Origin of the sequence: Aestuariibaculum sp. YM273 (genome assembly GCF_030908365.1) — a bacterium.
In the GTDB taxonomy this organism is placed as follows: Bacteria; Bacteroidota; Bacteroidia; order Flavobacteriales; family Flavobacteriaceae; genus Aestuariibaculum; species Aestuariibaculum marinum.
The window spans coordinates 3,018,048-3,033,214 of record NZ_CP133090.1 but is presented as its reverse complement, the minus strand read 5'-3'; the positions used below and the strand labels follow the sequence as shown (position 1 = coordinate 3,033,214).

Annotated in this window: 13 protein-coding genes and 1 other RNA gene; 8 read left to right on the top strand and 6 right to left on the bottom strand. The window is 34.5% G+C overall.

Going from position 1 to position 15,167, the window contains the following annotated elements; genetic code table 11:
• Positions 1-165: 165 nt before the first annotated feature.
• The 4 genes from RBH94_RS13045 to pheT all read left to right on the top strand — a co-directional run bounded on the left by RBH94_RS13045 (position 166) and on the right by pheT (position 6,017).
• Positions 166-2,577, top strand: a complete 2,412-nt coding sequence (locus RBH94_RS13045) for a thiamine pyrophosphate-dependent enzyme (protein WP_307881297.1) — start codon at positions 166-168, stop codon at positions 2,575-2,577.
• A 34-nt stretch (positions 2,578-2,611) separates the two neighbouring features.
• Entirely contained in the window at positions 2,612-2,995 is a 384-nt protein-coding gene (locus RBH94_RS13040; protein ID WP_307881296.1) for a DoxX family protein, read from the top strand.
• A gap of 3 nt (positions 2,996-2,998) precedes the next feature.
• On the top strand, positions 2,999-3,469 hold the full coding sequence (locus RBH94_RS13035) for a hypothetical protein (protein ID WP_307881295.1): 471 nt from the start codon (positions 2,999-3,001) through the stop codon (positions 3,467-3,469).
• Between the two features lie 118 nt (positions 3,470-3,587).
• Positions 3,588-6,017, top strand: a complete 2,430-nt coding sequence (gene pheT / locus RBH94_RS13030; RefSeq protein WP_307881294.1) for a phenylalanine--tRNA ligase subunit beta — start codon at positions 3,588-3,590, stop codon at positions 6,015-6,017.
• Positions 6,018-6,058: 41 nt separating this feature from the next.
• Here the strand turns inward: pheT and RBH94_RS13025 are convergent, their stop codons facing one another.
• Positions 6,059-6,790 carry a sulfite exporter TauE/SafE family protein gene (locus RBH94_RS13025; protein ID WP_307881293.1) on the bottom strand — a complete coding sequence of 244 codons (732 nt, stop codon included), beginning with the start codon at positions 6,788-6,790 and terminating at the stop codon, positions 6,059-6,061.
• Positions 6,791-6,905: 115 nt separating this feature from the next.
• On the opposite strand from RBH94_RS13025, the gene RBH94_RS13020 reads away from it, so the two are divergent.
• Together RBH94_RS13020 and RBH94_RS13015 are read left to right on the top strand one after the other, a co-directional pair.
• The gene (locus tag RBH94_RS13020; protein ID WP_188221873.1) at positions 6,906-7,142 is read left to right on the top strand and encodes a DUF2007 domain-containing protein; all 237 of its coding nucleotides are present in this window, start codon (positions 6,906-6,908) and stop codon (positions 7,140-7,142) included.
• A gap of 2 nt (positions 7,143-7,144) precedes the next feature.
• On the top strand, positions 7,145-7,384 hold the full coding sequence (locus RBH94_RS13015) for a putative signal transducing protein (protein WP_307881292.1): 240 nt from the start codon (positions 7,145-7,147) through the stop codon (positions 7,382-7,384).
• A 63-nt stretch (positions 7,385-7,447) separates the two neighbouring features.
• Here the strand turns inward: RBH94_RS13015 and RBH94_RS13010 are convergent, their stop codons facing one another.
• Positions 7,448-9,073 (bottom strand): ABC-F family ATP-binding cassette domain-containing protein, encoded by a 1,626-nt coding sequence (locus RBH94_RS13010; protein WP_188221871.1) that lies wholly within the window; start codon positions 9,071-9,073, stop codon positions 7,448-7,450.
• 288 nt (positions 9,074-9,361) lie between these two features.
• Here RBH94_RS13010 and RBH94_RS13005 point away from each other — a divergent pair, with 288 nt between their 5' ends.
• Complete coding sequence (locus RBH94_RS13005) at positions 9,362-10,786, top strand: hypothetical protein (protein WP_307881291.1); 1,425 nt, start codon at positions 9,362-9,364, stop codon at positions 10,784-10,786.
• 12 nt (positions 10,787-10,798) lie between these two features.
• On the opposite strand, the gene RBH94_RS13000 is transcribed toward RBH94_RS13005, so the two are convergent.
• The gene (locus RBH94_RS13000) at positions 10,799-11,602 is read right to left on the bottom strand and encodes an SDR family oxidoreductase (protein ID WP_307881290.1); all 804 of its coding nucleotides are present in this window, start codon (positions 11,600-11,602) and stop codon (positions 10,799-10,801) included.
• A 70-nt stretch (positions 11,603-11,672) separates the two neighbouring features.
• Positions 11,673-11,771: signal recognition particle sRNA small type (gene ffs / locus RBH94_RS12995), an RNA gene on the bottom strand.
• 87 nt (positions 11,772-11,858) lie between these two features.
• Between ffs and RBH94_RS12990 the strand changes: the two genes are divergently transcribed.
• Complete coding sequence (locus RBH94_RS12990) at positions 11,859-12,893, top strand: glutaminyl-peptide cyclotransferase (protein WP_307881289.1); 1,035 nt, start codon at positions 11,859-11,861, stop codon at positions 12,891-12,893.
• On the opposite strand, the gene RBH94_RS12985 is transcribed toward RBH94_RS12990, so the two are convergent.
• Together RBH94_RS12985 and RBH94_RS12980 are read right to left on the bottom strand one after the other, a co-directional pair.
• Positions 12,894-14,036 (bottom strand): MFS transporter, encoded by a 1,143-nt coding sequence (locus RBH94_RS12985; RefSeq protein WP_307881288.1) that lies wholly within the window; start codon positions 14,034-14,036, stop codon positions 12,894-12,896.
• 121 nt (positions 14,037-14,157) lie between these two features.
• Complete coding sequence (locus tag RBH94_RS12980) at positions 14,158-15,135, bottom strand: type IX secretion system membrane protein PorP/SprF (RefSeq protein ID WP_188222454.1); 978 nt, start codon at positions 15,133-15,135, stop codon at positions 14,158-14,160.
• Positions 15,136-15,167: the final 32 nt, after the last annotated feature.

The following is a 15,167-nucleotide window of genomic DNA, read 5'->3' as shown; positions in this document are numbered from 1 at the left end:
CGTTAAACAATTCTTACTCAAACAGCATTTTTTATAAAAATTTTTCAATCAAAACTTCCTAAAACTCATTTTTTTAGAAAATTGTTAGTTTCTTTGAATCAAATATAATTGCATAACACGTAAAGATTAACTACTTTTGCACAAAGTTTAAAAGAGGTATTTAACATGCAATCAATTCCAGATTTGAAAAACAACATCTCATTCGAAGATTTTAAAACAGAAGTCTTAAACGATTATAAAACAGCAGTGAGAAGTCGGGAATGTAGCTTACTAGGTCGACGTGAAGTATTAACCGGAAAAGCAAAATTCGGAATCTTTGGAGACGGTAAAGAAGTACCTCAGTTAGCCATGGCTAAAGCGTTTCAAAAAGGAGATTGGCGTTCAGGTTACTATCGCGACCAAACTTTTATGATGGCTATTGGCGAACTAACTCCAGAACAGTTTTTTGCTGGCTTATACGCTAATACCAATATTCAGGAAGAACCTATGTCAGCAGGTCGTCAAATGGGTGGCCACTTCGTGACTCATAGTTTAAATAACGACGGTACCTGGAAAAACTTAACCAAACAATACAATTCAAGTGCAGACATCTCTCCTACTGCGGGTCAAATGCCACGTTTGTTAGGATTAGCTCAAGCCTCTAAAATATTTAGAAATGTTGAAGGTATTAACACTTCTAACTTTTCAGTAGACGGAAATGAAGTAGCCTGGGGAACTATTGGTAATGCCAGTACTAGTGAAGGGTTGTTTTTTGAAACCATAAACGCTGCCGGTGTATTACAGGTGCCTATGGTTATTAGTGTTTGGGATGATGAATATGGTATCTCTGTTCATGCAAAACATCAAACTACAAAAGAAAATATATCAGAAATTCTAAAAGGATTTCAACGTGATGAAACCAATAAAGGATACGAAATCTTACGCGTAAAAGGGTGGGATTATGCGAATCTTATCGAGACTTATCAGGAAGCAAGTGCTATTGCCCGCGAGGAGCACGTTCCTGTATTAATTCACGTTACAGAGTTAACACAGCCTCAGGGACATTCAACCTCTGGTTCTCACGAACGTTACAAATCACCTGAACGTTTAAACTGGGAAACACAACACGACTGCAATACCAGAATGCGTCAGTGGATTATTGACAGCGGCATTGCAACAAACGAAGATTTAACCGAAATTGATCGTGTTATTAAAAGAGAAGTTAAGGAAGCTAAACGCAAAGCCTGGACGACGTTCTTAAAACCCATTTCAGACGAGCAACGTGAATTAGTCACAGTTTTAAAGCAATTGGCTGAAACTAGTGTAAATGGTGTTTTCATTAATAAATTAAAAGATAGTTTAGAAGCTATTGACGAGCCTACCAGAAAAGATATCCTATCTCATGGTAGACGTGCTTTAAGATATACTTTAGGTGAAACTTCTGCAAAAAAAGACCAGTTAATTCAATGGATTGACAAGTGTCTTGAAGATAATCAACCTAGATTCAGTTCACATTTATATTCTGAAACCGAACATTCAAATGTTTTAATCAAAGAGGTGAAACCATCTTACGATGAAAAAGCGCCTCAGGTTGATGGAAGAATTATTCTTCGAGACAACTTTGATGCTATTTTCAGTAAACACCCAGAAGCCTTGATTTTTGGAGAAGATACCGGAAACATTGGTGACGTTAATCAAGGACTTGAAGGATTACAGGAGAAATACGGCGAACTTCGTATTGCTGATGCAGGTATTAGAGAAGCAACTATAGTTGGGCAAGGTATTGGAATGGCGCTAAGAGGATTAAAGCCTATCGCCGAAATTCAGTATTTAGACTACTTAATGTATGCCTTACAAATTATAAGTGATGACTTAGCAACAGTACATTATAGGACTAAAGGAAAACAAAAGGCTCCTTTAATTGTTAGAACTCGAGGGCACAGATTAGAAGGCATCTGGCACTCCGGTTCACAAATGGGCGGTATTTTAAATTTAGTAAAAGGGGTTAATGTTTTAGTTCCAAGAAACATGACTAAAGCAGCTGGTTTCTATAACACCTTATTACAAGGCGACGATCCAGCTATTGTAGTAGAATGCCTTAACGGTTATCGTTTAAAAGAGAAAATGCCTAACAACCTTGGTTATTTAAAAACACCTATTGGTGTGGTTGAAACACTTAAAGAAGGTTCAGACATCACGTTAATATCTTACGGTTCAACGCTTCGTATTGTGGAACAGGTCGCTAATGAACTATTAGCTGTTGGCATCGATGCTGAAGTTATCGATGTTCAATCATTAATGCCATTCGATTTAAATCATGATATTGTTGAAAGTATTAAGAAAACAAACCGTGTTATGATAATTGACGAAGATGTGCCTGGTGGAGCTTCAGCTTATATTTTAAATGAAATTATCAACAAACAAAACGCTTACCAGTATTTAGACAGTCAGCCAAGAACCATCACAGCTAAAGAACACAGACCAGCCTATGGTAACGATGGAGATTATTTCTCTAAACCTTCTGCTGAAGATATCTTCGAAGCTGTTTACGCGGTAATGCACGAAACAAATCCTGAAGAATTTCCGAAACTTCGCTAAATTAGTGTATATTTAATTCAAATATATACTACTTATGAAAAGGAATTTTCCTGATATCGGTTTACTAGTTCTAAGAATAGGATTCTGCGTCATGATGCTTACGCATGGTATCCCTAAATTTCAATCCCTGTTTTTAGGGCCAATTAAGTTTGCTGATCCTATTGGGCTTGGCCCAACTTTATCACTCAGTTTAGCAATTATTGGAGAAGCCGTAGCACCATTACTTGTGCTAATTGGTTTTAAAACCCGTTGGGCAACCATCCCTGTAATTATAACTATGTTGGTGGCCGGATTCATAGTTCATGTCAGCGACCCAATTGGTGTTAAAGAAAAATCGATTTTATATCTAATCGGCTTTATTGCTATATTCTTAATGGGACCAGGTAAATTTTCTATTGATGGATTCAAAAAGCAATAAGCATTGAAGGCCACTTCTATTGCGAACATAAAAAAGGAGTTAAAACACAAATCTCCAGAAGAACTTCTAGAAATCTGCCTAAGACTATCTAAATTCAAAAAAGAAAATAAGGAGCTTGTCACCTACTTGCTTTTTGAAGCTGATTATGAAAACGGTTATATAGAAAGTATCAAACAGCATATAGACACACAGTTTGAAGCCATAAACACGAAAAGTTATTTCTACATTAGAAAAAGTGTTCGTAAGATTTTAACGCAAACTAAAAAGTATATTCGATACTCTCAAAACAAAGAAACCGAGGTTGAGCTACTACTCTACTTCCTACAGGTTTTAAAAGATTTTAAACCAAGTTACAAACGAAGTGCACAGCTCCAAAACCTTTATAACCGACAATTAGCGTTAGTTAAAAAAACAGTTTCTACTCTTCATGAAGACCTACAATACGACTATAATTTGCTTATCGAAAACCTATAATTTTAAACTTAACACACTGTTGTTTAATATCCTTCTAAAAACGAGATAAATTAGGGGTTTATGTTTGAATGCTAACCGCAATATTTTATCTTTACAGCCTTAAATTAGAACTTGGTTTATGAAGATTTCTTATAATTGGTTAAAACAATTTATAAAAACAGATTGGACACCAGAGGAGACTGGTGATTTACTTACAGATTTAGGTTTAGAGGTTGAAGGTATTGATACCTACCAATCTGTAAAAGGTGGTTTACAAGGTGTTGTTGTTGGCGAGGTACTAACATGCGAACAACATTCTAATGCCGATAAATTAAAGGTTACTACCGTTAATATTGGCGGCGATGCTCTTGTTCAAATTGTATGCGGTGCACCTAATGTTGCCGCCGGACAAAAAGTTCCTGTTGCTACTATTGGAACCACATTATACACTGAAGAAGGAGAAGCCTGGACCATTAAAAAAGGAAAAATTCGTGGTGAAGAAAGTCACGGAATGATTTGTGCCGAAGACGAACTTGGTTTAGGTAAATCGCACGATGGCATCATGGTTTTAGATGCTGAAATTGAAGTAGGAACACCTTGTGCCGATTTATTTGAAATTGAAAACGACCATGTATTCGAAATCGGATTAACACCAAATCGTGCCGATGCCATGAGTCACTGGGGTACCGCTCGTGACCTAAAAGCTGGTTTAGTACAGAAAGAAATTAATTTAGAGTTAATCACGCCATCAGTTAGTGCGTTTCATGTGGATAGCAGAACGCTAAAAATAGATGTTGAAGTAAAAAATAAAGACTTAGCACCAAGATATTGCGGCGTAACCATTTCAGGCTTAAAAGTAAAAGAATCGCCTGCTTGGTTACAACATAGATTAAAAGCGATAGGTTTAGCTCCTATTAATAATATCGTTGACGCTACTAATTACGTACTACACGAATTAGGTCAGCCGCTTCACGCATTTGACGCTGCTAAAATTGAAGGTCAGAAAGTAGAAGTAAAAACACTGCCTTCAGGAACAAAATTCAAAACCTTAGATGGTGTTGAACGTGAATTGCACGAAGATGATTTAATGATTTGTGATGCCGAAAAACCAATGTGTATCGCTGGTGTTTTTGGTGGCGAGTATTCAGGTGTTTCAGAAACAACCACAAGCATCTTTTTAGAAAGTGCTTATTTCAATCCAGTAAGCGTTCGTAAAACGGCAAAACGCCATGCATTAAATACCGATGCATCATTCCGTTTTGAACGTGGTATCGATCCTAATACAACCGAATATGCATTAAAACGAGCAGCTTTATTGATTAAAGAAATTGCAGGAGGTGAAATAACTTCAGATGTTATGGACTTCTACCCTAACAAAATTGAAGATTTTCAGGTACGTTTAAGTTTTGATAGTGCTAAAAAATTAATCGGTGAAGAAATTCCGAAGGAAACTATTAAACGTATTTTATCATCTTTAGAAATTAAAGTTAATAACGTTACCGAAACTGGTTTAGGCTTAACGGTTCCTGCTTACAGAAACGATGTGCAACGTGAAGCCGATATTATTGAAGAAATACTTCGTGTTTACGGCTACAACAATATTAAAACTACCGAGAAATTAAACGCTTCTATTTCTAATTCAACACGTTTTGAAGATCATAAAATTCAAAATATTATTGGAGATCAGTTAGCTTCTTTAGGGTTCTTTGAAACACTATCCAATTCGTTAACAACGCCTAATTATGCAGCGTTAAGTGAACAGCTAAAAGAAGAGCATAACATTAGTATGCTAAATCCATTAAGTAGTGATTTATCTGTATTAAGACAATCATTATTATTCTCAGGATTGGAAGCTGTGTCTTTTAACATTAACAGAAGACGTAGTGATTTAAAATTCTTTGAATTCGGAAAAACATACCACGGATTCACTGAAGATAAAAGAGAAGAATTTAAACACTTAGGATTATTTGTAACGGGAAACCAAGCTGATGAAAATTGGAATTCACCAAGTACAAAAAGCGATTTCTTCTACTTAAAAGGCTATGTGATTAACGTTTTAGAACGCTTAGGTGTTTCAAATTACAATGAAAGTCCGGTAAGTTCTGATGTCTTTGCTGAAGGTGTTAGTTTCAGTTTAGGAAAAATGAAATTGGTAGATTTTGGATTAGTAAAAAAACCTATCTTAAAGCATTTCGATATTGCTCAGGAGGTTTTATTTGCAGATTTCGACTGGGATACTATTTTAACGATTGTAAAACGTAATAAAGTGGTCTTTCAACCAATACCTAAATATCCTGAAGTTCGTCGTGATTTCGCCTTATTACTAGACGATCAGGTTTCATTCGAATCGATTTATAAAATTGCAAGAAAAACAGAGAAGCAATTACTAAAAAGTGTAAATCTATTTGATGTATATCAAGGAAAAAATTTACCTGCCGGCAAAAAGAGTTACGCGGTAAGTTTTACACTTCAAGATGAAAACAAAACACTTAACGATAAACAAATCGATAAGATTATGAGTAAATTACAATCTAATTTTGAAAGCCAATTAGGTGCAGAATTAAGATAATTTACGATTTAGATATTTTAATAAAAGCGCATTTGATTTTTTTAATCGAATGCGCTTTTTATTATCGTTACAATACCAATAATTAATATTAATCCCAGAGAGATTTTTTTAAAATTTTCCTGCGAGATTTTATTCAAAAGCAATTTCCCCAAATACGTACCAAGAATGCCAATGCCTACCAAAAACGGAATATAAATTAAGATATCTTCTTTAATATACCCGTTGAAGAAATATACAATGGTTCGGCTCAAATCAACTCCAAAATCTATAATTGCAGAAGTTGCTATAAATACGTTTTTTTCCAGATTAAACGCTGCCATGGTAAGTCCTCTTATGGCTCCTCCTGTTCCCACGACACCAGCCACGAACCCAGACAACGTTCCCCCAATTACAGCTTCTTTTTTATGTGGTTTAATAATTAAATCTTTCTTAATGAGAAATAGTAAACTCAGGGATACTAAAAACAAACCTAAAAACAACTCTAAAAAAGTCACTTTTAAATACTTACTCACCACACCTCCTATTATGACAAACAACACAGCCGGAACGCCTATATAAAGGATTAACTTTTTATCAATTCCTTTTTTAAACAAGGCTATTTTACTCAAATTACTTACCACATGAAACACGGCAGTAATTCCTAGAACGGTTTGAAAATCAAAATAAAAATTAGCAATAGGTACGAAAAAAACTGAAGACCCAAAACCACCAATTGTCCCTATAACCTCGGCAATAAGCGCTAATAACAGGAATACGAATTGTAGATTTTTCACGGTATCGATTTATATATTAAATATAATCAATAAAGCCGAGTTTTGAAGCCATCCAGGCGATGTAAATTCCCAAAAATATCGTATATTTAGAAGACAACTATTAAAACTTAATACCATGAAAGACTCAAATTACATAAAAATATATACGGGAAGTTTAGTAACCACCCGACGCGTAATTCACGAATTAGATAAAATAGGCATTAGTGCTGTTGTTAAGGAACAATCAGAAACCGGATTAATATCAGATGTCTTTGGTGGAAACAGGGATTATCAGGAAGTTTTTGTTCATAAGGATGAGCTTGAAGCTGCTACCAAAGTTATAGATGGTTTAACCCCTGAATTAGAAGCTTAATTATGAAAACATCAGAATACACAAAAATATATACAGGCGATGCCATTATGGTGAAGCGTTTCGTTTTAGAACTTGAGGATGCCAACATCAACCCTATTGTTAAAGATCAAACCGAATCGGCTCGATTGGCTGGTTTTGGTGGTGGTATTCTTCCGGGTTTTCAAGAAGTGTTTGTGCATCAGGATGAACTAGAAAGAGCAACACAAATAATAAACGATATTACTTCCGAATTGGAAGCCTAAGAATTATTTCAGCAAAAAAAAGCGACTTCCAATGAAGCCGCTTTTTTTTTATAAATTTTTCTACTACGCTGTAACAGAATACATTTTATTACGCAATTCTTTAATTTTTGAATCTTCCATATATTCATCAAACGTTGTATAACGATCGATAACACCATTTGGAGTCAACTCCACAACACGGTTTGCAACTGTTTGAGCAAACTCATGATCATGGGTTGTGAATAATACTGTTCCTTTAAAGTTCGTTAACGAATTATTGAACGCTGTAATACTTTCCAGGTCTAAGTGGTTGGTAGGTTCGTCTAACATTAATACGTTAGCTCTCGTCATCATCATTCTACTCAACATACAACGCACTTTTTCTCCTCCAGAAAGTACATTCGATTTTTTAAGCGCTTCTTCCCCACTAAAAATCATTTTTCCAAGGAAACCACGAATATGTACTTCCTCGCGTTCTTCTTCGGTTTTAGCCCACTGGCGTAACCATTCCACTAGGGTTAAATCGTTTTCAAAATATTCACTGTTATCCAACGGTAAATACGATTGTGTGGTCGTTACACCCCAATCAAATTTACCAGCATCAGCTTCTTGTTTATTGTTTAAAATCTGATAAAAAGCCGTTGTTGCTCTTGAATCTCTTGAAAACACAACAACTTTATCTCCTTTAGCTAAATTTAAATCGATGTCTTTAAATAACACCTCGCCATCAATAGAAGCGGCTAAACCTTGAACATTTAAAATTTGATCTCCAGCCTCTCTGTCGCGTTCGAAAATGATAGCAGGGTAACGACGACTTGTTGGTCTAATGTCGTCTATATTTAATTTATCAATCATTTTCTTTCTACTTGTTGCCTGTTTACTTTTTGCAACGTTAGCAGAGAAACGACGGATAAACTCTTCAAGTTCCTTTTTCTTTTCTTCGGCTTTCTTATTCTGTTGCGCGCGTTGACGTGCTGCTAACTGCGACGACTCATACCAGAACGTATAGTTACCAGAGAAATGGTTTATTTTTCCAAAATCAATATCTGAAATATGAGTACAAACAGCATCTAAGAAGTGACGGTCGTGAGATACTACAATGACACAGTTTTCGTAATTTGCTAAGAAGTTTTCCAACCAAGAAATGGTTTCATAATCCAAATCATTGGTAGGCTCATCCATAATTAACACGTCTGGATTACCAAACAATGCCTGAGCTAAAAGCACTCTTACTTTTTGTTTACCATCTAAATCTTTCATTAAGGTATAATGAAGATCTTCCTTAATATCTAAATTAGACAACATGGCAGCCGCATCGCTATCGGCATTCCAACCGTTCATTTCTTCGAACTGCACCTGAAGCTCTCCAATCTTCTCAGCATTCTCATCGGTATAATCCGCGTATAGCGCATCGATTTCCGTTTTAATTTTATATAGAGGTTGGTTCCCCATTAATACGGTTTCTAACACCGTATGCTCATCATATAGGTTGTGGTTCTGCTCTAAAACCGACATACGTTTTCCCGGCTCTAAATGCACATGACCTGAAGTTGCGTCCTGCTTCCCTGAGATAATCTTTAAAAACGTAGATTTACCGGCGCCATTTGCGCCAATAATTCCGTAGCAATTCCCAGAAGTAAATGTTGTATTTACTTCATCGAACAACACACGTTTTCCAAATTGTACTGATAAATTTGATACTGATAACATAAGTTTATATTCGTTTAACTCAGATGTAAAATCTTGATTTCTATTTTGTTTATTAATCTAAAGCAAGCCCTTTATAATCTTTATAATACCTGACTTAGATTAAATTTGTGCAAAAGTAGAAAATTCAATCGGTAAGTGGAAACTTCAATACTGAATTTTACCACCAATGAATCAATGATTTTGTTATATTAGCTGTTTTTTCGAAGTTTCAACTTTAACAACGCCTTAACAGCACTATATCAATACAACCCATATTTTTGTATTGTAATAAAGTCGACCAAACATTCTATGAAATTACACTATTTATGCATATTTTTAGGTTTATCACTGTTTAACTGTGTGGATGATAAAAAAGCTGAAAATGATAATTATGCATATTTTGGCGGAGAAATTATCAATCCAGGTAATGACTTTGTGGTGCTCTCTAAAGCCGATAAAATTATAGATACCGTTAAGTTAGATCATCGTAATCGCTTTCTTTACAAATTAGAAAATATTGAAAGTGGCGGACTTTATACGTTTCACCATGGCGGCGAAATTCAAGTTGTATTCTTAGAACCTCAAGACAGCTTACTTTTTAGATTAAATACACTAGAGTTTGATGAATCTTTGGTTTATACAGGGCGTGGCGATAAAAAGAATAATTATTTGATTAATGAGTTTTTAGCAAACGAAATTCAGGAAAAAAATATTTTTAAATACTGCCAGTTAAAACCTAGCGTTTACATAAAACGTATTGATTCTTTGAAATTTATCAAACTTAAAAACTTAAAGCTTTTTAAAGATCGTTATGAAACTTCCGAGCTATTTGATAAAATAGCTATGGCAGACATTAATTATAACTATTATTCAAGTAGAGAGGTGTACCCTTTTGTACATTACGGAAGAGATAAAAGCTCAATTCTGGAATCTTTACCTAAAGATTTTTATGATTACAGAAAAGATATCGATTATAATGATGCCTTCTTTAAAGACAATCACTACTACGATAAGTTTTTAAGACATAGCTTTAATAATATGGCGCTTCATGAGCACTATAACCATAATGATAAAGGGCATTTTAACAGAAGTTCGCTTTGTTATACCTTAGATAAACTAGAATTGATTGATAGTTTAGTAGATAATCCTGTTATTAAAGATGAACTGCTTCATTACTATACCATAAATTATCTGGCAAAAAGCACTGACTCTGTTAGTAATAACAAACTTCTGAATTCATTCTTAAACAAAAGTAACGATGAGCAAAGCAAAGAAAACCTTAAGCGTTTTGTATCCATGCTTGATGTTACAAAAAACGGAGCTCCTTTCCCTTCGGTAAAGGTTATGGATTTTAGAAATAATGATTTAGATCTTAAAGAAACTATAGACAGACCTACGGTTATTACCTTTTGGTCGCATTTGTACTACGATCATTTTAAAGAAAGTCATTACAAGCTTAGAGAGTTAAGAATGAAGTATCCTGAGGTGAACTTTATTTCTGTTAATATAGACAACTACGACAGTGATAAAATTAAAAAATCGCTGGTAGACAAAAGGTTCCCTTTACAGTTTGAATACGTTCTAAAAAATCCAAAGGTTTCGAAAGAATTCCTTGCTGTACAACCTATGACAAAAACCTATTTGGTTGACAAACGCAAGACTATTGTTAGTAGTGGCGCCAATATCTTCTCTAGAAATTTTGAAGAGGAAATACTAGGAATGATTAACAGATAAGACTATTAGCCTTTACAGCTTATAGTGATTCATTAAAAGCTTTTCATAAACTTTATCAGGAAGAATACGTTTTAAAGCGATTGAAAACTTCTGCATAAACTCCCCTACTTTATAATGTACTTTAGGTGATTTAGTGTTAATCACCTTATATACGGCTTTAGCCATCATTAAAGGGTCGCTACCACTATCAACATGTGTATTCATCAACTCTAAAGTATTTCCGTAAGGTTCTTTATAAGGCGAATCTTCTAGCAAAGGCGCATGGTAACGTCCGGCAGCAATATTAGTAGCAAAATCTCCTGGGGCAATATTAGTCATATCAATATTAAACCCTTTTAATTCCATTCTAAACGCCTCTGTAATCAATTCTAAAGCGCCTTTACTTGCGCTATAAACACCACGATATGGTAACCCCATATAGCCTGCAATAGAAGTGATATTAATTATTAAACCTGAATTTTGCTTACGCATTTGTGGTAATACCGCTTTAATGACATTAATAGGTCCAAAAAAATTAGTATCAAAATTAGCTTTAATTTCCTCTTCCGGAATTTCTTCAATAGCTCCTGTAATTCCAGCTCCTGCATTGTTAATGGCTACATCAAGACGACCTTCGTTTTCTATAATAATAGAAACCGTTTGATTTATAGTATCGGTATTTTTTACATCTAAAGCTAAAATAGGAAACTTACTATCAGCATATTTTTCAGGATTTCTACTGGTACCATAAACAATAAATCCTCTTTCTGTAAGATATTCTCCAATAGATTTTCCTATACCAGAAGACCCTCCTGTAATTAAAATAACTTTAGACATATTTTGATGTTTTTTTGAAGACGTAAAGGTAGTATTTTGAATGGCTTTTTAGGAAACAAAAAGGCATAAAAAAAGGCAAGCTACCTACATCACACCGCTACGACCATTTACCTTTGCTGCGTTCCCGCCCTGGAGGATTCAACAGGAGCTGGTTGTGTAGGACTTGCCGGTGCAAATATACAATCTTTTAAAAGTTTCACAATGATTTTTTACTCTGATTTTAAATAAATATCTTGCTTTAAATTAAACATCTCAAATGAAAACATTCAAGTACTTAGTAATCATATTTTTAAGCGCAACACTTGTAAACTGCGGTTCTAACACAGGATCGAAAAAAAATGGATTTTCCATAAAAACTAATGCCGAAAAGGGTAATATTTCCAATAATGAGACCCTAAAACTAGATCTTGAAAACAAAAAATCGCATACTATCGATTCGATTTCTTATAATTTCGACGGAAATAAAATTGATAATACCCTAACGCTTTCAAATTACAGATTAGGAAAGCATACTGTTGAAGCCACGGTTTATTTTAACGGCGACAAACAAACGATTAATACTATCGTTACTATTTTAGGAAGTGAATTACCAAAAGTATATACTTATAATATTATCAATGAATATCCACACGATATAACATCATATACTCAGGGATTAGAATTTCATAACGGCAAGCTTTACGAAAGTGCTGGTCAATATAAAGAATCGAAACTTCGATTAGTGGATTATAAATCGGGAGATGTACTTAAAAATATAAATTTAGCCGATCAGTTTTTTGCTGAAGGACTAACGATCTTAAATGATAAAATCTATCAACTAACCTGGAGAGAAAATACGGGTTTTGTATACGACGTTAATTCATTTAAAAAAATAAGCAGTTTTAAATACGGAAAGAGTAAAGAAGGCTGGGGACTTTGTAACGACGGTAAAACCATTTACAAAAGTGATGGCAGTGAAAACATATGGTTATTAAACCCAGATACCTTAACAGAAGACGACCATATTGAGGTATATACCAATAAAGGTAAAATTGTTGGTGTAAACGAACTTGAATGGGTTAATGGTACTATTTATGCCAACCGTTACCAAAAAGACGGTGTAGCCATTATAAACCCTAAAAACGGCGCTGTTATTGGAGTGATAGACTTCTCTCCACTAAAAAAGAAAGTAACTCAGCATGAAGGTTTAGATGTATTAAACGGGATAGCTTACAATCCAGATACAAAAACACTATTTATTACAGGAAAACGTTGGGATAAATTATTTGAAGTAGAAATTATTGAAAAATAATTAATCCTGCTGCATTTGATATTTCGTCATTTTAAACGCTACAGGTATAAATAGAATTCCGATGAATACAAACAGGAAAAATGCGTTTTCTAAATTAAAGGCATGTGCGAGGTAACCAATTAACGGCGGACCTATAAGCATGCCTAAAATAGCGTAGGTAGTTATTATTGAAATTGCCATTCCCGGGGAATATTTTTTAGAAGTTCCTGCTAAAGACATGGTTACTGGAAAAATAGCTGCAGTACCAAACCCTACTAAGAAAAAACCTGCTAAGGCCATCCAGAAGGTTTTAAAAACAACGGCCATAAGTATACCAACCACAATTAACAATCCGCTTAGAATATAAGTCTTTAAAATACCTATAACGTTGACTAACTTATCAGAAAAGAAGCGTGACAATGCCATAGTTGTCATAAAAATTAAATACCCATAGGTAAAGACTTCTTCATGTAAAACTTCTTTAAAAAAGACGCCACTCCAATCGAACATACCACCTTCACAAACGGCTCCGAAAAAGATTAATATTCCCAAACTCATGATATAAGGATCTGGTTTACTAATAATTAATTTATTCCCGGAAGGAGATTTATCTTTTTTAACGGTAAACTTAAAGGTTAATAAAGCCACTAGTAAACCAAATACAGCAATACTCAACATATGCATTTGAATCGGAATTTCTAATGTCACCATAAGTGTTGAAATCCCAACGCCAACAACTCCTCCTAAACTCCAAAGCCCATGAAAAGCCCCTACTACCCTTTTCTCGTATTTTTTTTGAAGCGTTATAGATTGCGTATTAATAGATATATTTAATATTCTTAAGCAAAAAGCAAACCCAGAAATCGAGCACACTAAAGCAAAGGTTGACGTTGCAAATCCAATAGATGCCAAACTGACTGAAAAAAAAGTAAAAGCAAAAATTAATGGAATACGACTATCAAACTTTGATACTAACCAACCTGAAATTGGCAAGCCTATTAACGAACTCACTGGCATAGCAATTAATATCGTTCCTAACTGTGCATCGTTTAGGTTGAAAAATGTTTTAATAGTTGGTATGCGTGATGCCCAGGTCGCAAAACAAATACCTGATAAAAAGAAATAAATACTTAAAGCAATGCGTTGTTTAGCTCTCAATTCCATTTTAACTTACCAATTGTATTATAAAAGTAAACCTCAGTTTAAAACTGAGGTTTACTAAATATTAATATTTTGAAGTTGCAAAAATACTACAACACATTGGTTTTAAAGCATAAATATCACTTTAATTATGAACAGGACTTTGTGTACACGGACAGTTACTAATCCCTTGTAAAAATTCTAATCCTATGGTTACCACATGCGTTCCTGAGTTATAGCCTGAAAGTCCGTTTGTTGTTACCTGATACGCATAACCAAAATAGAAGATCGATTTTTTGAATCCTACCATTGGTCCAATATTTAATGGCTTTAAGAACTGATCATTTAGGAAGCGATAAGAAATTCCACCCCAAAAATAATCTTCATACCTATTATACTTTCTAAACTTAAAGTTAAGGTCGGTACTGGAACGCTTATCACTACTAAACATTTGATAAAACACCGATGGCTCAAACTCTAAACCACTTTTTTTAGGCCCTCTAAAGGTATAGCCGGAGTAAATCTGATAGTTTAAAAGTAATCGTGGTTCCATTTGCCTAATCGCTTCATTAAAGTTTTTAGGTAATAAGTTGTTCACATTAAAACTTAAATAAAAACCGTGGTTTCTATACAATGCACCTACATCAAAGTTATTATTCGATGTTCTTCTATCATCTGTAATAAACGGATCTACTACAGGGTTTTCATATCCCGTATTAAAATTATCGATGTCAATTCTGAAATTATTAATGTTATACGAAATACCTAATGATAAATATTGTTTTGAATAATAATCTAAAATAAGGTGGTGCGCAAATGAAAACTTAGCTCCAGTTTGTAGTGTGTTACCATTTTTATCATTGTAAAAAGACACTCCAACCCCCGAACGATCAGCTATTCTGAAATCGGCATACACCGATTGGTTATCGGGAGCTCCTTTAATTCCAACCCACTGGGTTAATCCGTTCGCTCTGATTTTTAAATTATCGCCAATACCGGCAAATGTTGGAGACACCACAAAATTGTTATCTGCCAAATACTGTGTAAACACTGGCAGGTTTAACTCTTGACTATAACTGGTTGTTATAGTCAAGAATAAGATATATATGATTAGTTTTCGCATCGTCGTAAATTTAATATTAACAGCCATAAACC